This window comes from Solwaraspora sp. WMMD792, from assembly GCF_029626105.1.
GTDB lineage: Bacteria > Actinomycetota > Actinomycetes > Mycobacteriales > Micromonosporaceae > Micromonospora_E.
Map to the genome: position 1 here is coordinate 1,487,386 of NZ_JARUBH010000009.1, position 21,170 is coordinate 1,508,555.

Here is a 21,170-nt window from a genome sequence, read left to right on the forward strand (position 1 = left end):
ACCTCGCCGTGACCGACGCCGGGCAGACCATCGACGTCCACACCCATCTGGTGCCCAAGGGCTGGCCGGATCTCGCCGCCGCCTGTGGCGGGACCGGCTGGCCGTGGCTGCGGATCGACTCCGAACGTGCCGCCATGATCATGGTGGGCCAGACGGAGTTCCGGCCGGTCGGCCCGCAGACCTGGGACCCGGCCGCCCGGCTGGCCGACATGGCTGCCGACGGAGTGGACGTGCAGGTGGTCTCCCCGACGCCGGTGTTCTTCGCCTACGACCGGCCGGCAGACCAGGCGGTCAAGGTGGCCCGGATCTTCAACGACCTGACCCTGGAGGTCACCGCCGCCGGTGGTGGCCGGCTGGTGCCGTTCTGCCAGGTGCCGTTGCAGGACCCGGACGCCGCCTGCGCCGAGCTGGACCGTTGCCTGGCCGCCGGCCACGCCGGGGTGGAGATCGGCAACCACGTCGGCGACCGTGACCTCGACGACGCCGGCATCGTCGCCTTCCTGCGGCACTGCGCCGACGTCGGCGCGCCGGTGTTCGTCCACCCGTGGGACATGCCGGACGGGCCACGGCTGGACCGGTGGATGGCCCGCTGGCTGTCCGGTATGCCCGCCGAGACCCACCTGTCGATCCTGGCGCTGATCCTCGGCGGCGGCTTCGACCAGCTGCCCCGTACGTTGCGGATCTGCTTCGCCCACGGCGGCGGCAGCTTCCCGTTCTGGCTGGGCCGCGCCGACAACGCCTGGCACCGGCGGGGCGACGTGGTACGCGGCCGGTCGGCACACCCGCCGAGCCACTACCTGGACCGGTTCTACGTCGACTCGGTGGTGTTCGACCCGGCGGCGTTGCGGCTGCTGGTCGACACGATGGGTGCCGACCGGGTGCTGCTGGGCAGCGACTACCCGTACCCGCTGGGGGAGCGGCCGGTCGGCGCGGTGCTCGACAAGGCGGACTTCCTCACCGCCGACCAGCGGGCTGCCCTGCGCGGCGGCAACGCCCACCGCTTCCTCACCGGCTGACACCGGCCGCGACCTGCCGGAGCAGGGTGGCGAGTTCGTGCAGCAGCTGCGGTGGGCAGTCGGCGAAGGGGCTCGCCTCCAGCGTCGCCGCGATGATCTCCTGGCGTACCTGTCGGCCCTTGTCGGTGAGGGCGAGCACCCGGCCGCGTCGGTCGGTGGGGTCGACGCTGCGTTCGACCAGTCCGCGCTCGATCAGCTGGTTGGCGATGAAGCTGAGGTTGGGGGCGTTGCAGTACAGGCGCTCGGCGAGCGCCTTCATCGACGGTGCCGGCGCGGTCGGGTCGATCGCCCACAGCGCCTGCGCGGTCGCGTTGGTCAGCCCGTGGGCGGCCAGGGCGGGTTCGAGCCGGTCGCTGGTCGTCATGAAGATCTCGTGGTTCGCGCGGATGGCGTCGACGAGGTCCGTGTGGTTCACCCGTCGACGGTACCACTTGCGCTTCGAGTCTCGAACTATTACGGTCTGAAACGCTTCGAGACTCGAAGTATGACGGCTGAGGAGTCACACCATGTCCCAACTGGCCGAACCGCTGGCACTGCGCAGCGGACAGGTCCTGCCGAACCGGATCGCAAAGGCGGCGATGGAGGAGTTCCTGGCCGTCGACGGCCAGCTCCCTGGGCCCGAACTCGTCACGCTCTACCGGCGGTGGGGTGGTGGCGGAGCCGGGCTGCTGATCACCGGGCACGTCATGGTCGACGAGCGGGCCCTCGCCGACCCCTCCGACGTCGTACTCGCGGACCGTACCCCGCTGGAACCGTTCCGACGCTGGGCGGCGGCGGCGACCGCCGGCGGCGCCCGCGCCTGGATGCAGATCAACCACCCCGGCCGGGTCGTCTACGCGGACATGCCGGGGCTGGCCTGGTCGGCGTCGGACATACCGGTCAGCATCGGGCGGCTGTCCCGCTTCTTCGCCCAGCCCACCGCGATGACGCCCGAGCAGATTGACGAAGTCGTCAACCGGTTCGCCCGCACGGCGCAGCGCGCCGTCGAAGCCGGATTCGACGGGGTGGAGATCCACGCCGCCCACGGCTACCTGATCAGCCAGTTCCTCTCCCCGCTGACCAACCGGCGGACCGACCGCTGGGGCGGTGACCTGGCCAACCGTGCCCGGCTGCTGATCGACGTGGTCACCGAGGTCCGGCGTCGACTGCCCGGCGGCGCGGCGGTCGCGGTCAAACTCAACACCGCCGACTTCCAGCGCGGCGGGTTCGCCCCGGACGACGCCAGGCAGGTGGTCGGCATGCTCGCCGACGCTGGCGTCGACCTGGTCGAACTCTCCGGTGGCTCGGTGGAGAGCCTGGCCACCAACGGCTACCCGGCGGACGGACACACCCTCGCCCGGGAGGCGTACTTCCTGGACGCCGCCGCGACGATCATCCCGCAGGCGCCGGTGCCGGTGATGCTGACCGGCGGCGTGCGACGCCGCGCCGTCGCCGAGCGGGTACGCACCCAGGGTGCGGCGGTGGTCGGGGTGGCCACCGCTCTCGCTCTCGACCCGGAGCTGCCGCAGCGCTGGCTGCGCGGCGAGGAAGCAGCGGTCGCGGTGCCGGGTCCGCGCTGGAAGAACAAGCACCTGGCCTCGGCGGCCACCCAGGCCGTCGTGCACTGCCGGCTCCGCCAGGTCGGGCGAGGATCCGCCGACCCCGGCCGGGCAGACCCGGTCGTCTCCCTCATCCAGGAGCAGCTCCAGCGACGCCGGTCGCTGCAGCGCTACCGCCGCTGGCTGACGGAACCGGCAACGACGGCAACGACGGCGGCGGAGGCGTTCGACGCAAGGTGAACGGGTGGTGGAGCACCGACGTCGTTACGGGCTGCATCCGACCACCAGCGCTACTGTGGTCCCGTGGGGATCGAGCTGCGCCTCGGCATCGACTTCGGAACCTCCAACACGGTCGCGGTCGTCGCGGCGTCGGATGGTCGCACCACCCCGCTGCTGTTCGATGGTTGGCCGGTGCTGCCGTCCGCCGTGTGGGCGGACCCCGCAGGTGCCATGCTGGTCGGTCGCGACGCCGAGCACGCCGCCTCGCGGGCCCCAGGCCGGTTCGAGCCGCATCCCAAGCAGCGTATCGACGACGGCCTGGTGCTGCTGGACACCGTGGAGGTGCCGGTGGCCACGCTCATCGGCGCGGTGTTGTGGCAGGTCGCTGCCGAGGTGCGCCGGTTCGGCGGCGGCGCCCTACCCGCCTCGGTCACCCTGACCCACCCGGTGAGCTGGGGTGCGCCGCGGCGGGAAACTCTGCGCGACGCCTCGCTGCTGGCCGGGTTCGGTCTGGTCGACCTGGTCGCTGAGCCGATCGCCGCTGCCAGCCACTTCGCGCGATCGGACCCGGACTGGCCGGCTGACTCGCCCGCGATCATCTACGACCTGGGAGCCGGCACCTTCGACGCGTCCGTTGTGCACCGTCGCTCCGACGACGTCGAGGTGCTCGCCTCAACCGGACTGGCCGATGTCGGCGGGCTCGACATCGACGCCGCCGTGGTCGCCGCGCTGGGCGCTGTGTACGGGCCACGCCAGCCGATGTCCTGGCGACGGCTGACCGAACCGTCGACCGACGTCGACCGGCGGGCACGCCGACAGCTGTGGAACGAGGTTCGCCGGGCCAAGGAGATGGTGGCCCGGCACGCTTCGGCGACCGTCCATGTGCCGCTGCTCGACGTGGACGCGCCGCTCGGTCGCGAGGAGCTCGACTCGATCGCCCGGCCCCTGCTCGACCGGACAGTCGAGACGACCCGGGTGGCGACGCGGGCCGCCGGGGTGGTCCGGCCCGCCCGGATCTACCTGGTCGGCGGCGCCAGTCGCATGCCGCTGGTCGCCAGCCTGCTGCACCAGGCGTTCGGCGTACCGCCGACCGTGCTCGACCAGCCAGAGATGGTGGTCGCGATGGGTAGTCTGCTCGCCACACCGGCGTCGCGGCGATCCGGCGGCGCGACGTCACCGCCCAACTCTGCGGCGTCGGTGGAGCTCACGACGCGACCGCAGCCTCGGGAAATGTCGCCGGCCAGTGGATCGCCCCCGACAGCCCCTGTTCCGGCCGAGGTCCGCACGCCGGTCGAGGTCCGCACGCCGGTCGAGGTCCGCACGCCCGTCGAGCCCAAGGAACCGAACCGGCGGGGCATGGCACCGGCAGGCGACGGGCCTCGCCGCGTCCCGCGCTGGGCTGCCCGCGCAGCGGCTGTCACGCTTCTGGCGGCGTTAGGTCCCGCCGCCGTGCCGGCGAGTGGCACCGACGGCGCGGCGACGGATCCGCTCGGGCCGAGACGCACCTCCGGGCCGGAACCAGCCCCATCGACGTCGATCGCTTCCGAGTCGTACGACCACGGCGAGTTGCCGGGGGCCTCCGGACTCGACGTCCTGTCCAACATCGACGTGAGCCCGGACGGCGAACTTCTCGTCGCCGGCGGCAATCTCGACACGGTGAGGGTCTGGGACCTCGGCACCGGCCGACCGGTGGGCGCCCCACTGACCATGCCCGCCACCATCGGTGACGTTCTCTTCGCACCCGATGGGCGGTCGCTCATCGTGCAAGACGAGGACTCCGGAATCCGTTGGTTCGACCTGGAAACCCGTCGACCCGTCGGTCCGGCGTTGCCGACCCGCGAGACCACCGTGGATCTCGCCCTCAGCCGGGACGGTAGCCGGCTGATCAGCGACGGCAACGGCAATGAGGTGTTCGTCTGGGACGCCACGACCCGGACCCGGGTCGCCCACATCGTCACGCGTGAATCGCCGTACGACATGTGGGGTGTGGCGATCAGCGCGGACGGCCGGCTGGCCGCCGTGGGCTACGCCGACAACACCGCCGAGGTGTGGGACATCGCCACCGGGCGACGGCGTGGCCCGGTGATCACCGGCCACACCACGCTGCCGTCCGGCAACGACCGTGCGTGCGTCACCTCGCTGGCGTTCAGTCCGGACGGCCGGACCCTGGCCACCGGCGGGTGTGACCGGACCGTCCGGCTCTGGGACCTCGATGGGAACCGACCCGTAGGTGGCCCGCTGAAGGGCACCGGCACCGTGCACGACCTCACGTTCAGCGCCGACGGACGGCGGCTGGTCGCCGCGACCGGCAGCGAGATCCGGGTGTGGGACGTCGCCACCCGCAGGCCTGTCGGCCAGCCGATGGTGGCGGATAACTCGGTGTACTGGCTGGCGCTCACCGCAGACGGCCGGCGGCTGGCAGCCGGTGGGGAAGGCGGTCTGATCCGGCTCTGGCCGGCACCGTGACCGGAGATGTCCGGGTCAGCGTACGGATGTGGTCTTGGCCAGGGTGACGAAGGCGGACCAGGCGGCGGGGGCGAAGGTCAGGGTGCCGCCGTCGGGGTCCTTGGTGTCGCGGACGTGGACCCGGCCGGGGAGGTTGTCGGCGACCTCGACACAGTCACCGCCAGCGGGGTTGCTGCGGGTCGACTTGCGCCAGCGAGGGGTGGTGCTCAGCTCCATGTCTGCACCGCTTTCAGGATCATGTCGTGGGACTCCTCGACAGGCAGAGCATAGCTGCGGACACCTTCCCAGGACCGCTCCAATGTCTGCACGTCGGCCGGGTTGCTGATCACGTCACCGCCGAAATGGGAATCGACGTAGCCGAACACGTGATCGTCCACGGTCGCCATCGCGAACGAGCCGTTGAGCCCGTGGTAGGCGTCGGCGCTGCCCGGCACCACGTGCACCCAGATGTTGGGGCGTGCCGCCGCCTCGGCGAGACTGCGCAGCTGCTCGGCCATCTGCTCCGGCGTGCCGACCTGGCGGTGCAGCACGCCGCGGTCGATGACGGCGATGAACTCGGCCGGGTCGTCGGCGCGGGTGAGCACCTGCTGGCGGGTGAGCCGGTTCGCCAGCCGGGTCGGCACGTCGTCGACCGGGCCGACGCGCAACAGCCGTTCGGCGTACTCCCGGGTCTGCAACAGACCCGGGACGACCGCGAGCTGAAACGACCGCAGCAGGGTGGCCCGCTCCTCCATTTCGGCCCACGGGCGCAGGAAACCGGCGAAGGACATTCCGCGCGCCTCGGCGGAGGCGCGCTGCACGCGGTCGCCGCTGCCCAGCACATCGTCGAGGATCTTCGCGTTCTGCTGCACCGGGACCAGGCGGCCGTTCTCGTAACTGCCGATCGACGACGCGCTGAGCTGGATCAACGCGCCGAGCTGCTGCTGGGAAAGCCCGCGCTCGGTGCGCAGTGTGCGAATGATGCGGTGCACCTCGTGCATTGTCGGATCCCCGATCTGCTGATGGTGGGGCGGTGCGTCGAATGCCACCCCTACCTCTATCAGTACGACGGATCGGAGTCCATGATGGAGATCGGATAAATTCCGGATAGTTTGTGTGATCGATATCGGGTTCTGTCGGATGGGGTTCTGTCGACCTGTTGACCCGTCGACCTATCGGGCGTCGAGCCGGGCGACCCGGCGAGGCCCGGCGGTCCGCCGGTAGCTGGCGTCGAGCAGTTCGCCGATCTCCGCCCAGTCGGTGTCATCGGCCAGATCCACCCCGACCCAGCCGGAGCTGGCCAGGTACGCCGGGGCGTAGCAGCGCGGTTCGGCCAGCAGCGCCGCCCGCTCGTCCGGGTCCACCAGCACCAGTACGGAGTGATCATGCTGCTGGTAGACGCCCTCGACCTTCACCGAGCCGCCGTAGTAGGCGAACACCTTGGTGGTGTAGAACGCCGGATGCCCATGCGAGATCTTCTCGGCGGCGTCGGGGAAGGCCAGCGCGAGCCGGCGTACCTCGGCGAGCAGCGGGTCGGCGTCGTCGAACATGATCGGGTGCGGCATAGCGGTAGGTAATCACACCCGGCTGACACTTCGGCTCCGTTCGCCGGCCAGGGCAGCCACGACCGGGATCTCCAGGACGGTGACAGCCGCACCGTCACCGTCGACCAGGTGATCCTCCGTCGTGGGACCGGCGACCGTGAAATGGTGGCGGGGCAGCCAGGCGAACAGGTCGAGTCCGGCGCGGACCACGCCGGTCGTCGGCGGCACGACGGCCCGGACGACGGTACGGGCGGGCAGGTCGAGCCGCTCGCCGGGCTCGTCGGTCGTCACCGCCGTCCGGAAACCCGTCCCTGGTCGGCCACGGAGCCAGGTCAGCAGCACCGTCGGCGGCTGCTGTCGACACAGCGCCGCCAACTCGGTGGGATCGGCCACCCGTACGTGCCGCACCCGCAGCCGGCGGGCACCGACCCGGGTGACCTGCGGCAGCACCGACGTTGTACCGGCGAGGTGGTCCTCGGCGGCGGCGACCGTCGCCGTACGGGCGGCGATGTCGTCGCGCAGCGCCGCCACGGTCTCGACGAGGGCCTGCCGCAGTTGGGGGTCGGGGGCGTCCAGCAGGTCGACGATCCGGCGCAGCGGCAGCCCGAGCCGTTGCAGGCCACGGATGCGTTCCAGCCGGGACAGTTCGGCCACGCCGTACCAACGGTAGCCGGTGAGCTGGTCGGTCGCTGCCGGCGGCAGCAGCCCGATCTTGTCGTAGTGCCGCAGGGTCCGCTCGGACACCCCGACCATGCGCGCCACCTCACCGATCCGCCACACGCCGCTGTCCTCCTGCCCGCCTGCGTTGACTCTGCCCCTGCGGCAGGGTTCTAGCGTGCCGCCATGGATGCCGTTGAACGTGATTCCGCCGCCCGGCTGACGGGCGTACTGCTGCTGGGGTCGTTGCTTGCCATGCTCGCCGGTGTCGGCATCGTCGTGCCATCCGGGCTGACCCTGAATCCGGCCGACCCGGCCGCCGCGTTGGCGGCGGTGCATGCCCGGGTCGAGCTGCACCTGATCGAGTTGGCCTTCGACGTGATCGGCTGGCTCGCCCTGCTCGCCGCCGGTCTGGTGCTGGCCGCGCGACCCGATGGTCCCCGCGCCCACCTGTCCGTGCTGGCCGGCGGATTTCTGTCCGGTGCCGGCCTGGCCGGGATGCTGCACGACGCCGGGAACCTGGCGGTCACCCAGCTCGCCGCCGACCCCAACGAACCGGCTGCCGTGGCCGTGGCGGAAGGGGTGCTGCTCACCGCGAAGTGGCTGGTCAACCTGGCCGGGCTGCTCTGGGTGGCTGCGACCCTGGCGGCCGCGTCCGGCATCGCGTTGCCGACCGGGCTGCGCCGTGCCGGGGTGGCCGTCGCAGTGTCCGGTGCCGCCGCTGTGGTTCTACCGTGGACGACCGGGACCGACGGCCCGTCGGCAGCTGCGGAACAGCTCGGCTACCTCCTGCATCTACCGGTGATGCTCTGGTGGGGTGTGCTCGGCTGGCGGCAATGTCGATGCGGGCGAGTGCGCCGTACGGCGACAATGCCGGTGTGAACGACAAGGTATTGGTCAAATTGAGCAAACGGATGTCGCTGGCGCTGCGTCACGCGCCCGACCGGTTCGATCTCGAACTGGACCCGGCCGGGTGGGTCCCGGTGACGGACCTGCTCGGCGCGCTACGGATCACCCGACTGGAGTTGGACACCGTCGTCAAGCGGGACAGCAAGCAACGGTTCGCGCTGCGCCGCGACCCCGACGGCACCGAGCAGATTCGGGCGAACCAGGGGCATTCGGTCCCGATCGACCTGGGGCTGGTCGCGCTGCCTCCGCCGGAGCGGCTCTACCACGGCACCAGCGCGACCGCGCTCGACTCGATCCGGGCCACCGGGCTGCACCGGGCCCGGCGTCACCACGTACACCTGTCGCCGGACACCGACACGGCCCGCCGGGTCGGTGCCCGGCGGGCCGGTGGCGTCGTGGTCCTCACCGTCGACGCGGCGGCGATGGCCCGAGACGGTCACCTGTTCTACCGCAGCGCCAACGGGGTGTGGCTCACCGACGCGGTGCCGCCCCGCTACCTGGATATCTGAGCGCCGACGCGGGCCTCGATGGTCGCCATCAGGTCGGCCGGCAGCACACCGGCGGACGCCGCGGCCAGGCATTCGCGCAGCTCGGTGCGGTTCTTCACGCCGAGGACAACGGTGTCGACGCCGGGCATCGACAGCGTGTACCGGTGGGCGAGTGACGCGGCGGATTCGCCCAGCTCGCGGGCGAGTTCGCGCAGCGGCGCGGCCCGCCGGAAGTCGACCATGGTCGGATGCTCAGGCGGCAGGTCCCGGTCGACGGCGTCGGTGAACGCCCCGGCCGCGACCGCACGGATGCCCATCACCCCGACGCCGTGCCGGCCGGCGGCCGACAGGATGTCGCGCGGCCGGGAGCCCTCGCTGCCGGGCATCAGCAGATCGCCGGGGGAGTCGAGTAGGTTCGTCACACACTGGGCGACCGCCGGGGACGGCTGATCGCCGAGCACCCGGATGATCACGTCCGGCTCCTCGACGGCGGTGATCCCCCACGCGCCGATCCGGCCACGGCGTACCAGGTCCTCGAACGCCGGCCGGACGGCTTCGGCGAACAGGCCGGCGGAGGTCACCCCGGTGGTGCCCGGCGCGGCCTGCGCCACGATCGGATTGTGCAGCAGTAGTGCGTCGACGAACGACAGCCGCATCCGTTGCAGGCTGTCGTCGAGGGATTTCTCCAGCAGGGCCGCGACGTCACCGGCAGCCGGGTTGCCGAGCCCGCATTTGGTGACGACACGTACGCCGGCCGGCAGGTTGCCGTCGAAGGCCGCGCCGACCACCCGTTCCGCTTCGCCGTCGCCGTAGCCGGGAGCGACGTCGAGGAGGTCGATGCCGGCGTCGACCGCTTCCCGTACGGTCGCCACCGCCTCGTCCCGGTCGGTGACGCCCCAGACCTGGCCCAGCCCGCCCCCACCGAGGGTGAGGACGCTGACCGGTCCGACGCTGCCGAGAGGCCGCTGTTCCATCGCCATGTGCTCCTTCCGATGATCCTGTTGCGACTCAGGATTGCACCTGGAGCGCGCTCGAGGTCAACCGTGGACCGGCTCGGTCACCTATGAGGTGATCGGTGTGCCAGCCGTCGGCCAGGTTGCCGGGAGGGTTGGCCGAGACGAGTCATCTCCGTCTGTTCGAGATTTCCCAGACATTGACTAGTATCACAGAGATGGCGTCGTAGACATCGAGACTAAGCAATGATTAACGGTCGGAAAGGGACAAACGCATGAATGGATTCGACAGGCGAATGGGTGGACCGATCAGTCGGTCGCTCCGTCGGCTGACGGTTGTCGCTCTGGCTGTCACCGTGGGGCTCTTCGTGCTCCCGGCGACAGCAGCGCAGGCTGCCACGTGGCGGTCGGCGACATCCACCGGGTGGGGGCCGAGCCCGGCCGCCGGCCAGCAGAACGCGGCGAACAACGCCCGCGCGGCGCTCACCTCGCTCGCCGCAAACCTCGGCGAGACCTGCAGCAATGTCACGGTCTCTACGCCGCGACACCTCTACACCGCGCCCGACGGCTCGGCGTACGTCTACGAGGCGACAGCCACCGGCTACTGCGTACCGGCCCCGCCGCCACCGTCGTACACCGTTGCCCGCTCGGCTACCCGGCAGGGCAGCGGTGCCACCTCGACCAGCGCGATCCAGAACGGGGCCCAGGCTGCCCGCGCCGACATTCTCGCCGTCGGCGTGGCCTGCGCGAACTGGGCGACGAATGCCAGCAATGTGTTCACCGCGCCGGACGGATCCTGGCACGTCTACAACGTCACGGTCAGCGCTCTCTGCACGAACTGACAAGCCTCGGCATTCGGCCGGCTCGGGTGCGACATACGCGCAACGCACTGGACAGTCGTCAGCCCATCGCCGTCGACGTGGCCGCCTGTCCGTAGATCAGCGCGCCCGCCCGTAGGATCCGGGGCTGTGGACCCGGCGCTCGGCACACTCACCGGGCAGCAGCGGTCGTTGTTGGACCGCTGGCTGCCCGGCGTGAGCGTCGAGCGGGACCACAGCTGGGGTTTGGTGGCGACCACCGTCCTGGAGGTGACGCATGCCGGGTCGCGGTTCATCGTCAAGGCCGGCGGCGACCGTGACCATCACCTCGCCCGCGAACTGCACGCCCACCGGCACTGGCTGCGCCCATGGACCAGGATCGGCCGCGCTCCGGCGTTGGCGTACGGCAGTGCCGAGGCGAAGCTGCTGGTCACCCGGTTCCTGCCGGGTGAGCTGGCGCTCGTCAGCGGGCACGCCGACGACCCGGACGTCCACCGGCAGGCCGGCGAACTGCTGGCGATGCTGCACGCCCAGATTGCCGTCACCGACGATGACCACGAGCGGCGGGAGAACGACAAGTCGCTGTCCTGGCTTGCCGGCCCGCACCGGATCGACGACGACACGGTACGGCGGTTGCGCGCCGAGATCGCCAGCTGGCCGACGCCGTCGGCGACCCTGGTGCCCACCCACGGCGACTGGCATCCGCGCAACTGGCTCGTCGACGGTGGCGTGGTCAGTGTGATCGACTTCGGCCGCGCGGCGCTGCGTCCCGCGTACACCGACCTTGCCCGGCTGGCCGTCAACGACTTCCGCCGTACGCCGGGCCTCGAAGCTGCGTTCCTCGACGGCTACGGCCCCGATCCGCGTACGGCCGACGCATGGCACCGCACCCAGGTCCGGGAGGCGATCGGCACCGCCGCGTGGGCCTACCGGGTGGGCGACGAGCGGTTCGAAGCCCAGGGCCACCGCATGATCGCCGACGCGACGGGCGACCGACCCGACCGTCGGGCATGAGCAAAACCGCCCGCTTCAGCCCGGCGCCAGCCGGGTGCCCGGGGGAGGCGGTCACTCCAGCAGTCGTCAGCCGGGGAGGTGGTCGGCCAGATCGCACAGGTGGTCCAGGGCGGGCTCGATCGACGGCGCGGTGAGCCGGCGCTCCTGCCAGGTCACCAGCGCGTCACCGGTGAGGCGGACCGGGCGGTCCGGATGCTCCACCAGCCAACGCCCGATCTGCGGGTTGAGCAGCGTACGGGCGAACGCGACGTCGTCGGTGGTGACCCGGAACCAGGCGTCGATGTGCGAGTTGCCGGTCGTGAACTCGGTCGTGTCGGTCAGGTCGTACCGATGGCTCTCCTGACCGGTCTTCGTCACCTGTACGGTCGGGCCGGACTGCCGCACGGCCACCGCGAAGACCCGCAGGCACGCCTGCACGTTGCCCCAGTCGTTGACTTCCCGCAGCTCGAAACACCAGAACGGCCGGCCCCGGTGGCGTCCGGTGATCGCGTCGTAGGTCGTCGGCGCCGGGATCGGGAAGCTGCCGAACCGGCTCAGCAACTCGCGGTCATGCTGCTGGTAGGTCCAGCCGCGCTCGTTGACCGAGGCGACCAAGGCCGCCGTGGCGCGCGTGCTCCGCCAGAGTCTGCGGGTGCGCTGGACGCTCAGCCAGATCCCGAGGACGAGCGGGCTGAGAATGAACAGCGACAGGAACAGTTCGAGGTTCATGGCGATCCTCCGGTGCCGAACGTCGCCAGGGTGGCCGTGGCCCGGGCGACGTTCGCCACCGACTCGGTGTCGCCAAGGCTGGTGTAGAGCTCGTGCTGCCACCGCAGCCAGGTGGCGATCAGCGACCGGATCTCCACGTCGTAGACAGCGTGCATGAACAGGATGTCGGCCACGCCGGTCAACCAACCCGACGCGTCTGCGGCATCCGAGCCGTTACCGTCATCGAACCACTGCCGGCCGGCCCGGTACAGCACCCGGGCCCAGGCCGCGCCGTACCGGTGGAACTGGTAACGCATCTTGTTGGTGCCCAGCAGCGACGTCGCGGCGAACAGCAGGTGCGCGTCCAGGGCGAGCCGCATGCCGGAAGGCATGTCGCCCCGGTCGAGCGCTGCCTCGGCGAGCTGGGCCAGCTCGGTCGCCACGTCAGGAGCGCTCTCCAACCGGACCCGCAGCACCGGCACCATGGGCACGCTGGCTCCGGCCAACCCCGGCAGCCGGGCGTTCAGCTCGGGCGCGACCTTCGCCAGCACCGCCGGCAACGTCGGCCGCTGGCGCAGCTGGCGGATCAGGTCCGCCCCGGGCCATTCGTGCCGGACCGCGCCACCCTGCTCGATCAGTTGGCGTACGGCCTTGGCGCGATCATGCTGGCCGAGCGCGAGATGGGCGACGTTCGCGATTTCGGCCGCCATCGTGAAGTCGTGCCAATGGTCCATCTGCGCCTGGTCGCGTTCCCATGGCTCCAGTGCGACGAACCCCTGCGCGTAGTGGTACACCGCGTATCCGGCGGCCGCGGCGATGATTTCCGGGTCGCCGCCGGCACGCATCTGTACCTCCGCCGCCGCCATGGCGATCAACGCCTGGTCGAAGGTGGATGCCAGGTGGCCGGCTTCGGCCTGCACGATGTACGTGAACAGCGCCTGCTGGGCGTCGGCGAGCGCGGAGAACAGATTGCCGAGCCCGGCGTGTGCCTGAGCCCGGATGATCGCTACATCGGCGATCGCCCGCTCGACCTCTGGGCCGCCCCGGGCAGGCCGCTGAGACCCGTGTCGGGGACGACCCGGAGCAGGCCCTCGTGTGTCTGGGCGTACCGCAGCGCGGCGACCTTCTCCCAGTTCGACTCGGCCGCCTTCAATGTTTTTACCGCTGCCTGAAGGTCGTTGCGCTGGGCCTGCCAGTCGCCGAGCGTCAACTGGATCCGGGCCAGCAGCTCGTGGGCGTCGGCGTCCTCCGTATCCTGCTCGACGGCGGCCTCAGCCAGCCCGCACGCCTCCTGGTAGGCGCGGATGGCGGCGTCGACATCGCCGCGGTTGTGCGACCGGTCACCGTTGTCCAGGAGGTCGCGGATCCGCTTGCCATTGTCCATCGCCCAGTCCTCTCCAGCCGGTGCGCGACCCGAGGCCGCAGGAGCCGGGGTGCGGCGGTCGGCGTCGTCGGACTCGCGACCGTCGTACGCGACCACGGTAGCCGGTGCGAAGTGTTGCTTGACTTAGTCGGGAAGCCAAACAAAGCTGGGGGTGCGCTCCCATCGACGGTCCTTCCACGGCACCTGCGGTCACCACTCGGGTGACCGGCAGGTCCAGTGTGACCCCGAAAGGAACGCAGACCATGCCACGAAGAGCTCTCCTGTGCTCGCTGTTCGCCGCCCTCGCCATGGCCCTGGGCCTGGCGGTGACGACGGCGCCTGCGGCGTCGGCCGCCGACCCGGTCCGGATCATGCCGCTCGGCGACTCGATCACCGCCGGCCCCGGCTGCTGGCGGGCCCTCGTCTGGGACCAGTTGCGCAGCGCCGGGCACACCGACATCGACTTCGTCGGCAGCGCCTCCGACGGCGGCAGCTGCAACTACGGCTTCTCCTACGACCCCGACCACGAGGGCCACGGCGGCTTCTCGGCGGTCGGCATCGCCGACAACAACCAACTGCCGCCGTGGCTGAACGCGGCGGCACCGGACATCGTCGTGATGCACCTGGGGACGAACGACCTGTGGGGCGGCTGGCAGTCGATGGACACCATCATGGCCGCGTTCACCAAACTGGTCGGGCAGATGCGGGCGAACAACCCGGACATGAAGCTCCTGGTCGCGCAGATCATCCCGCACCACGGCTGCACGACCTGCCCGGCCGACACGGTGACGCTCAACAACCGGATCGCCGCCTGGGCCGCCGCCCTGACCACCGCCCGGTCGCCGATCGCCGTGGTGGACCAGTGGACCGGATTCGACGCCGCGACGGACACCGGCGACGGCGTACACCCCAACGACGCGGGCTTCCGCAAGATGGCCGACCGGTTCGCGCCGGCGATCGCGCGGCTCCTCGGCACCGCCACCCCGACGCCGACGGTCGCGCCGACCACTCCACCGGTCACCCCGACGCCGACGGCCACGACGACCCCGACGGTCGCGCCGACCACCCCACCGGCCGGCGGGGACTGCACCGCCACCTACCGGGTGATCAGCCAGTGGAACGGCGGCTTCCAGGGTGAGGTGAGTGTCCGCAACGCCGGGTCGGCGGCGACGTCGGCGTGGACCACGACGCTCACCCTCGGCGGCGGCCAACAGGTCAACCAGGCATGGAACGCCAGCGTGACCCAGACCGGCTCGATGGTCACCGCCCGCAACGTGAGCTGGAACGGCAACCTGCCGGCCGGCGGCTCGGCCAGCTTCGGGTTCCTCGCCTCCGGCGACGGTGACACCGCAGTGTCGGCGGCCTGCACGCTCGGCTGAGGCCGGGTCCGGGCGGGCCCGCACGGTTGACAGGATGGGCCGATGATCGAGCAGCGTCGTCGGTCCGGCCCGTCGCCCACCTCGGGCGTCGGCCGGGCCCTGCGGGTGGTGGTCGCGGTACTGGTCGGGTCGGCGGCGGTGGTCGGTGCGGTGCGCCTGGTCGCACCGGCCACCGCCGGGCCCGAGGCGGAACCGCCCGGCGTACGGCGTCAGCTGACCTTCCTGCGGGCGGCGCTGGACGACGGGGCCGGTGAACGGGCGCAGCAACTCTTCCCGGAGGGCTACTTCTTCAGCCACGCCCTGTACGGGCTGGCCTGGGTCGACCTCGGGCTGCGCGCCCCGGCCGGCGAACGGACCGAGGCGCTGGCCGAGGCCCGGTGGGCGTTGACCAGACTGGAGTCACCGGCCGGCCGGGCACCGTTTCCCGCCGACCTGACCCCGGCGTACGGCGTGTTCTACCAGGGCTGGACGAACTGGCTGCGCGGCGGCGTACTCAGCCTGCAACCACCGGACGGTCGGGACCGAGCCGAGCTGGCCCGGTTCACCGGGGCCGCAGCCGACCTCGGCGCGGCCTTCGACACCACATTGGACAAGACCGGGTCGCCGTACCTGCCGGCGTACCACGGGCAGGCCTGGCCGGTGGACTCCACGGTGGCGGTGGCTTCGCTGCGGCTGCACGACAGTCTGTTGCCGGACCGCTTCGACGGTACGGTGGCGCGTTGGCTGGCCGGCGTACGGCAGCGTCTCGACCCGGCCACCGGCCTGCTGCCACACCGGGTCGATCCGGTGACCGGCGCGCCGGCCGAGGTGGCCCGGGGCACCTCGCAGAGCCTGATCCACCGGTTCCTGCCGGAGATCGACACGGCGTTCGCCCGCGAGCAGTATCTGACCTTCCGGGACGGGTTCGTGGCCGCGCCGCTGCGGCTCGGCCCGGCGGTGCTGGAGTACCGGGCCGGCACCAGCGGCCCGGCCGACGTCGACTCGGGGCCGCTGCCGCTGGGGGTGAGCCTGTCGGCCACCGTGGTCACCCTCGGCGCGGCCCAGGTGCACGGCGACGCGGCGTTGGCCGGCGCGCTGGCCAGCTACGGCGACTTCGCCGGCCTGCCGGTCGACACCCCGACCACCCGGCGGTACGCGTTCGGGCTGATGCCGGTCGGTGACGCGTTCCTGGCCTGGTCGAAGTCCGCGCGGCCGTGGGTCGCCGCCGCCGGCCAGCCGCCGCCGGCCAGTGTCTCCTGGACGTGGCGGCTGCCGTTGCTGGCGCTGTTGTCCATTGTGGTGCTGCTGTCCGTCGTGGCGGTGCTGCCGTGGCTGCCCACGCTGGTCCGCCGCCGGGCCGCGAGCAGAAAGCGCGAGCAGGAAAGCCGGTGAGCCGGTGAGCCGGTGAGCCGGCCGACAATGGCGTACGCCCCGAGGGGTCACCTCGGGGCGTACGCTCGGGGCGGCTCACCGTCGACGGGTCATCTACCGGTGAGCCGGGTCACGGGTCAGCTGGTCTCCAGCGCTCCCGCCGATCGGCCGCACACCTGGCGCAGTGCCCAGTCCTCGACCTGTACGTCACCGGCGGTGACCTGGGTCTGGCGGGTCTGCGGCATGTAGCCGTCCTTGGCCACGATCATCGTGACCGGGTTGTGCCGGTGGTCGAGCCAGTGGGCGTAGCCGCCGTCGGCGTCGGTGGTCAACGGCAGTTCCATCGTCCACGTGCTCAGTTGCACCGTCGCCCCGGTGATCGGGGTCAGGTCGCCGTCGCAGCCCACGGCGGAGACCGTACCGGTGATCTTGCCCCAGGTGTCCGGCGGGGTGACGGTCATCGTCACCGGCACCGTGTCCACCGCGTACGGCGTGTCCTCGAAGACGGTGACACCGGTGGTGTAGGTGCCCGGCTGGGCCACCTCGGCGGTCAGGGTCAGCGTCACCGTGAGGCTCTCGCCGGGGGCGATCGTGGCACTGCCCGGGTCCACCGTCAACCACTCGGTGTCCGTCATCGACCCGCACTGGTCGAAGCCGGGCAGCAGTTCCACTGTGTTGGTCGGCTGGAATCCGGAGATCGCCGATCCGCCGACCCGGTAGAGCCCGCAGGCGCTGCCCGGCCGGAAGCCGGGGCTGTTCGCCGTCGGCAGGCTCGACCACGCGTCGGTCGCCGGGTCGTAGGCGTACCCCTCGTTGGTGATCGCCTGGGTGCCGGTGCCGCCACCGGAGATCAGCAGCTGGTTGTCGGCGGCCTGGTAGGCCGAGCCCCACAGGTTTACCGGCAGGTCCGCCACCTGCGTCCAGGAGTCGCTGGCCGGGTCGTAGGAGTAGCTGGCGGTCACCGGCTGGCTGTTGGACAGTCCACCGGCGCAGACGATCCGACCGTCGACCGCGCCGCAGGACTGCCAGGCGATCGGCACCGGGTAGCTGGCGACGGTGTCCCAGGCGTCGGCCCGGGGGTCGTAGCGGAACACCTGGTCGCTGTACGGGGCGCAGCTGGTCGTGGTGCAGCCGCCGACCACGTACAGCTGGCCGTCGAGCACCGCCGATCCGGCGGCGGCTGACGCGGCCGGCACGTCGGCGCCCGTGCTCCACCCGCCGGTGGCCGGGTCGAAGATCAGCGTGTCGGTGTTCAACGTGCTCCACCCGCTGACCAGGTAGACCTTGTCGCCGATGACGCCTTCGGCGGCCTGACCGCGGGCACCGTACGGCATGTCGTCGAGCCGGGACCAGGCCTGGGTGGCCGGATCGTAGACGTACACCTCGGCCAGCGACGACGATCCGCTGGACCCGCCGAACGAGTAGAGCTTGCCGTCGACGGTGACCGCGCTGTTGTCCATCACCGTCCGGGGCAGCCCCGGCAGGCTGAGCCACGGCTCAGCCGCAGGGGTCGCCGCCGGTGCGGCACCCGGCCCGAACGCTGTCGCCGACGCGGCCCCGGCGAGCTGCTCGATCGGCGCGTCGAGCGGAATCCGGCGGACCTGTGCTCCCGGAGCCGCCGCGATCTGGCGCGACGCCGCCCGCGAACCGTCGGCCCGCTGGATCTCGAACTCACCGGCCCGTTCGCTCAGCTCCACCTCGGCCGGCGCGCCGCCGCTGTTGGTGACCGTGACCTCGGCGGTCGTGGTTGCGCCGAGCGGCACGGTCGCCTCGACCGGCGTACCGGTGACGGTCAGCTGCCCGGCGGCCAGCTTGTAGTTGTGCCGGGTGGTCCAGTCCTCGGTGACCTCGGCCCACCGGGTCAGCTCCGCGTACTGGTTCACCGAAGCGGTGATCCGGTGCCGGCCGGCGGGGGAGAACAGGGCGTAGAAGCCGTCGTCGAGGTCCGGGTCCTGCGGCGTCGCGACGGTACGGGTGCCGACGGAGCCGTCCACCGGCGTCACCTCGGCGTCGGCCAGCCCGGCGCCGGTGTTGGCGTCCCGGACGAAGCCGACGGCCAGCCCACCTTCGACCTTGACACACTCGAACTCGGTCTCGGCGATCCAGTCCACCGCGTTGCTGAAGACCCGGGCGCTGTCGTCGTGCCAGGTCTGCGGCCCGGTGTTGTAGCTGGCCGCGTGCATCGACAGCAGCACGTGCCGGTTGTTCGTCCGCTGCTGCACCCCGATGCCGACGCCTACCCTGCCGACTTCCGAGGTGACGGCGTTGGCGACCACCATCCGCCCCTCGCCGCCGTAAGCGTCGAAGAAGCCGTAGTACTTGGAGTAGTTGTCCGTCTCGTCGAAGGCGATCCGTCCGCCGAGCGGGAACCCTTTCACCACCGGGTGTTCCTGCATCACCTGGTACGACAGGTCGCCCTCGGTGTCGTAGACGATGCCGCTGCTGCGGGTTCCCGGGTTACCGGTGTACTGGTTGAGCATGTAGATGCCGTTACCACCCACGTTGGACCAGGTGTCCAGGAACAGCACACCCACGCCGGCCGCGTCGGTGTCGGCCAGGAACCGCAGGAACGTCTCCTCGCCGGGGTTGCTCGGCCGGTTGACGATGATCGCGTCGTAGCCGGACACGTCGGTGTCCCAGCCGACCTCGGTGGTCGGGACGCCCTGGTCGTCGAGGAAGGTGCCGATCTTTCCGGCTTCGTCGCCGAGGATCCCGATCCCGGCGGAGAAGGCGTAGCCGGGCGCGGAGGCGCACCGCTGCACCGGCGCGGCCACGTCCATGGTCCGGTTGCCGCCCTGTACCTGCACCGGCTGCTCGACGGTGCCGTAGCCGTCGTACTGCGGCTCCACCACCAGGGTGTAGGTGGCGTGGGCCGGCAGGACCAGCCGGTACCGGCCGTTGAACGGGTTGGTGAACGTGCTGACCTCGGTGCCGGCCACGCTGACCTTGGCGTACAGCGGCCAACCGTGCCCGGAGCCGTCCCGGACCAGGCCGCTGAGCGTCATCGTCGGCAGCGCGGTCAGCGCGACGTCCTCGATCGTCGTCCCGCCCAGGGTGATGGTCACCTCGGTGCTCTGTTCGGCGTAGCCGAACGCGGTGACGGTCACCGGGTAGGTCCCGACGGTCAACCGGGCCGAGTAGGAGCCGTCCGCCGCGGTGACCCGCTCCCGGACCGTCTCGCCGCCGATGGTCACCGTCGCGCCCTCGACCGGCGCGCCGGTCGCCGCGTCGGTGACCACCCCGGACAGGGTGCCGGTGTCGCCGACCGGTGCCGCCTCCAGCAGCGCCAGCGCGTCGAGGCGGCCCTCGCCGTACACGTTGTTGTCCGCGCCGGTGCCGCCGCACTGCGGGTCGGCGGTGTCGATCGCGGTCTGGTCCAGCAGCCGCTTCGTCGCGTCGGTGTCGCCGATCAGCGACGGCGCGGCCGACCACAGCAGCGCCACCGTGCCAGCGACGTGCGGGGCGGCCATCGACGTCCCGTTCTCGCTGTAGTAGCTGTCGCCCGGTCCGGACGAGCGCACCGCGACCCCGGGCGCGGAGATGTTCGGCTTGAACTCGCCGTCCTGGCCCGGCCCACGGCCGGAGAAGTAGGCGATCTCGTTGTTGACGTCGTACGCGCCGACCGAGTAGTTGATCGTCCGGGTGCCCGGCGAGCCGCCGGACTGGCAGCCCAGCTCACCGCTGTTGCCGTTGGACCAGATGCCGAGGATGCCGGCGGCGTCCCAGGCCAGCATCACGTCCTCCATGAACGGATCCACCGACGGCTGGCGGCTGCCCCACGAGTTGTTGATCACGTGTGGCCGTTTGCCGGCGTCTGGGTTCTGCCCGTTCAGGTCGGTCGGCTCCAGCAGCCACTGGCCGGAGGCGACCAGCGCCGCGTCGCTCGGGCAGCAGCCGTTCGCCGCGATCCAGTTCGCCTCGGGCGCGACGCCGATCCGGTTGCCGGTGCCGCCGTCGCCGACCATCGTGCCCATCGTGTGGGTGCCGTGCGAGCCCCGGTCACACGGTGCCGCGCTGCACCTGCTGTCCGCGTCGAACCAGTTGTAGTTGTGGTCGAACGTGCCGTCGCCCAGGTTGCCCCGGTACTGGGCGACCAGCGCCGGGTGGTCGAACTGGACACCGGTGTCGAGGTTGGCGACGGTGATGCCGGCGCCCTTGGTGCCGAACTGCTCCCACACGTCGTCGGCGTTGATGTTGGCGATGCCCCACTCGACGTCCTCGGCCTGGGTCCCACGCTCACCCGCGCCGTCGGCGTCGTCGCGGGCCGGCTCGTCCGGCGTCGGCTCGATCAGCTGGTACTCGACCGGCTGGTAGAGGCCTTCGACGTCGGGCCGGGCCGCCAGCTCCTGGGCCAGCATCGACGAGCCGTCCCGTACGTAGATCGCGTTGCTGGCCCAGAACGCCTGGTAGGTCACGCCCTCGGTGTCGAGCAGGTGTCGGACGCTGGTCTGGCTGGTGGCAGCGGTTGTCCGCAGCGCCTCGGCGACCGCCTCGCCGCGCGCCGTCCAGTCGTCGATCTGCCGCGCCTGCGCCAGGTCGGCCCGCTCGGCGAACCGGATCCACAGGTCGGTGCTGCCGTCGGACTGCAGCGACCGCTCCAGCTCGGGCTGGATCTTGTCGGCGACGCCGCGCGCCGGGTCACCGCCCGGATCGGGGCCGGGCCGGGGTGCCGCCGCCGCCGGATTCGGTGCGGCCAACGCCACACCGGCCAGCAGCACCAGCGACAACGCTCGTGCGATGGGTCTCATTGGGGGTTCCTTCCGTGGGATCGGCCACGCGGGTGGGCACGC

General features: G+C 71.4%; 19 protein-coding genes. 9 read left to right on the forward strand and 10 right to left on the reverse strand.

What is annotated here, in order from left to right; genetic code table 11:
• Nucleotides 1-8: 8 nt before the first annotated feature.
• A complete protein-coding gene (locus O7629_RS08295; RefSeq protein ID WP_278168453.1) occupies nt 9-1,016 on the forward strand; it encodes an amidohydrolase family protein in 1,008 nt (335 codons plus the stop codon).
• On the opposite strand, the gene O7629_RS08300 is transcribed toward O7629_RS08295, so the two are convergent.
• Nucleotides 1,006-1,431, reverse strand: a complete 426-nt coding sequence (locus O7629_RS08300) for a MarR family transcriptional regulator (protein ID WP_278168454.1) — start codon at nt 1,429-1,431, stop codon at nt 1,006-1,008. The genes O7629_RS08295 and O7629_RS08300 overlap by 11 nt on opposite strands.
• A 91-nt stretch (nt 1,432-1,522) precedes the next feature.
• Here O7629_RS08300 and O7629_RS08305 point away from each other — a divergent pair, with 91 nt between their 5' ends.
• Complete coding sequence (locus tag O7629_RS08305; RefSeq protein WP_278168455.1) at nt 1,523-2,794, forward strand: hypothetical protein; 1,272 nt, start codon at nt 1,523-1,525, stop codon at nt 2,792-2,794.
• Between the two features lie 63 nt (nt 2,795-2,857).
• Nucleotides 2,858-5,239, forward strand: coding sequence for an Hsp70 family protein (locus O7629_RS08310; protein WP_278168456.1), 2,382 nt, complete (start codon nt 2,858-2,860; stop codon nt 5,237-5,239).
• A gap of 15 nt (nt 5,240-5,254) precedes the next feature.
• Here O7629_RS08310 and O7629_RS08315 read toward each other — a convergent pair whose 3' ends face one another.
• The 4 genes from O7629_RS08315 to O7629_RS08330 form a co-directional block, all read right to left on the reverse strand.
• Nucleotides 5,255-5,455, reverse strand: a complete 201-nt coding sequence (locus O7629_RS08315) for a DUF397 domain-containing protein (protein WP_278168457.1) — start codon at nt 5,453-5,455, stop codon at nt 5,255-5,257.
• On the reverse strand, nt 5,446-6,210 hold the full coding sequence (locus tag O7629_RS08320; protein WP_278168458.1) for a helix-turn-helix transcriptional regulator: 765 nt from the start codon (nt 6,208-6,210) through the stop codon (nt 5,446-5,448). Before O7629_RS08320 ends, O7629_RS08315 begins: the two co-directional genes overlap by 10 nt.
• 180 nt (nt 6,211-6,390) lie before the next feature.
• Nucleotides 6,391-6,783, reverse strand: coding sequence for an MmcQ/YjbR family DNA-binding protein (locus O7629_RS08325; protein WP_278168459.1), 393 nt, complete (start codon nt 6,781-6,783; stop codon nt 6,391-6,393).
• A 12-nt stretch (nt 6,784-6,795) separates the two neighbouring features.
• Entirely contained in the window at nt 6,796-7,542 is a 747-nt protein-coding gene (locus O7629_RS08330) for a MerR family transcriptional regulator (RefSeq protein ID WP_278168461.1), read from the reverse strand.
• Nucleotides 7,543-7,605: 63 nt separating this feature from the next.
• On the opposite strand from O7629_RS08330, the gene O7629_RS08335 reads away from it, so the two are divergent.
• On the forward strand, nt 7,606-8,301 hold the full coding sequence (locus tag O7629_RS08335; RefSeq protein ID WP_278168462.1) for a hypothetical protein: 696 nt from the start codon (nt 7,606-7,608) through the stop codon (nt 8,299-8,301).
• The gene (locus O7629_RS08340) at nt 8,298-8,837 is read left to right on the forward strand and encodes an RNA 2'-phosphotransferase (protein ID WP_278168463.1); all 540 of its coding nucleotides are present in this window, start codon (nt 8,298-8,300) and stop codon (nt 8,835-8,837) included. Before O7629_RS08335 ends, O7629_RS08340 begins: the two co-directional genes overlap by 4 nt.
• Here the strand turns inward: O7629_RS08340 and O7629_RS08345 are convergent.
• Nucleotides 8,822-9,790, reverse strand: a complete 969-nt coding sequence (locus tag O7629_RS08345) for an aldo/keto reductase (protein WP_278168464.1) — start codon at nt 9,788-9,790, stop codon at nt 8,822-8,824. The two genes, O7629_RS08340 and O7629_RS08345, sit on opposite strands and share 16 nt — an antisense overlap.
• 347 nt (nt 9,791-10,137) lie before the next feature.
• Between O7629_RS08345 and O7629_RS08350 the strand changes: the two genes are divergently transcribed.
• Together O7629_RS08350 and O7629_RS08355 are read left to right on the forward strand one after the other, a co-directional pair.
• Nucleotides 10,138-10,611, forward strand: a complete 474-nt coding sequence (locus O7629_RS08350) for a hypothetical protein (protein WP_278168465.1) — start codon at nt 10,138-10,140, stop codon at nt 10,609-10,611.
• 126 nt (nt 10,612-10,737) lie between these two features.
• Nucleotides 10,738-11,601, forward strand: a complete 864-nt coding sequence (locus O7629_RS08355; protein ID WP_278168466.1) for a phosphotransferase — start codon at nt 10,738-10,740, stop codon at nt 11,599-11,601.
• A gap of 66 nt (nt 11,602-11,667) precedes the next feature.
• Here O7629_RS08355 and O7629_RS08360 read toward each other — a convergent pair whose 3' ends face one another.
• From O7629_RS08360 to O7629_RS08370, 3 genes are all read right to left on the reverse strand, one after another.
• The gene (locus O7629_RS08360) at nt 11,668-12,309 is read right to left on the reverse strand and encodes a hypothetical protein (RefSeq protein WP_278168467.1); all 642 of its coding nucleotides are present in this window, start codon (nt 12,307-12,309) and stop codon (nt 11,668-11,670) included.
• Nucleotides 12,306-13,208, reverse strand: coding sequence for a hypothetical protein (locus O7629_RS08365; protein WP_278168468.1), 903 nt, complete (start codon nt 13,206-13,208; stop codon nt 12,306-12,308). The genes O7629_RS08360 and O7629_RS08365 overlap by 4 nt, the downstream gene beginning before the upstream one ends.
• 86 nt (nt 13,209-13,294) lie before the next feature.
• Nucleotides 13,295-13,672 carry a hypothetical protein gene (locus O7629_RS08370; RefSeq protein ID WP_278168469.1) on the reverse strand — a complete coding sequence of 126 codons (378 nt, stop codon included), beginning with the start codon at nt 13,670-13,672 and terminating at the stop codon, nt 13,295-13,297.
• Nucleotides 13,673-13,914: 242 nt separating this feature from the next.
• Between O7629_RS08370 and O7629_RS08375 the strand changes: the two genes are divergently transcribed.
• Together O7629_RS08375 and O7629_RS08380 are read left to right on the forward strand one after the other, a co-directional pair.
• Nucleotides 13,915-15,030 (forward strand): cellulose binding domain-containing protein, encoded by a 1,116-nt coding sequence (locus O7629_RS08375; RefSeq protein WP_278168470.1) that lies wholly within the window; start codon nt 13,915-13,917, stop codon nt 15,028-15,030.
• Nucleotides 15,031-15,072: 42 nt separating this feature from the next.
• Nucleotides 15,073-16,401: a hypothetical protein gene (locus O7629_RS08380; RefSeq protein ID WP_278168471.1), complete on the forward strand. Its 1,329-nt coding sequence runs from the start codon at nt 15,073-15,075 to the stop codon at nt 16,399-16,401.
• A 116-nt stretch (nt 16,402-16,517) separates the two neighbouring features.
• Here the strand turns inward: O7629_RS08380 and O7629_RS08385 are convergent, their stop codons facing one another.
• Nucleotides 16,518-21,128 (reverse strand): S8 family serine peptidase, encoded by a 4,611-nt coding sequence (locus tag O7629_RS08385; RefSeq protein WP_278168472.1) that lies wholly within the window; start codon nt 21,126-21,128, stop codon nt 16,518-16,520.
• Nucleotides 21,129-21,170: the final 42 nt, after the last annotated feature.

Bases quoted from the DNA above. Each gene is read 5' to 3' on its own strand.
- O7629_RS08385 (WP_278168472.1), bottom strand. From the start codon at position 21,128: ATGAGACCCATCGCACGAGCGTTGTCGCTGGTGCTGCTGGCCGGTGTG.
- O7629_RS08335 (WP_278168462.1), top strand. From the start codon at position 7,606: ATGGATGCCGTTGAACGTGATTCCGCCGCCCGGCTGACGGGCGTACTG.
- O7629_RS08345 (WP_278168464.1), bottom strand. From the start codon at position 9,790: ATGGAACAGCGGCCTCTCGGCAGCGTCGGACCGGTCAGCGTCCTCACC.
- O7629_RS08360 (WP_278168467.1), bottom strand. From the start codon at position 12,309: ATGAACCTCGAACTGTTCCTGTCGCTGTTCATTCTCAGCCCGCTCGTC.
- O7629_RS08325 (WP_278168459.1), bottom strand. From the start codon at position 6,783: ATGCCGCACCCGATCATGTTCGACGACGCCGACCCGCTGCTCGCCGAG.
- O7629_RS08305 (WP_278168455.1), top strand. From the start codon at position 1,523: ATGTCCCAACTGGCCGAACCGCTGGCACTGCGCAGCGGACAGGTCCTG.
- O7629_RS08370 (WP_278168469.1), bottom strand. From the start codon at position 13,672: ATGGACAATGGCAAGCGGATCCGCGACCTCCTGGACAACGGTGACCGG.
- O7629_RS08315 (WP_278168457.1), bottom strand. From the start codon at position 5,455: ATGGAGCTGAGCACCACCCCTCGCTGGCGCAAGTCGACCCGCAGCAAC.
- O7629_RS08375 (WP_278168470.1), top strand. From the start codon at position 13,915: ATGCCACGAAGAGCTCTCCTGTGCTCGCTGTTCGCCGCCCTCGCCATG.
- O7629_RS08380 (WP_278168471.1), top strand. From the start codon at position 15,073: ATGATCGAGCAGCGTCGTCGGTCCGGCCCGTCGCCCACCTCGGGCGTC.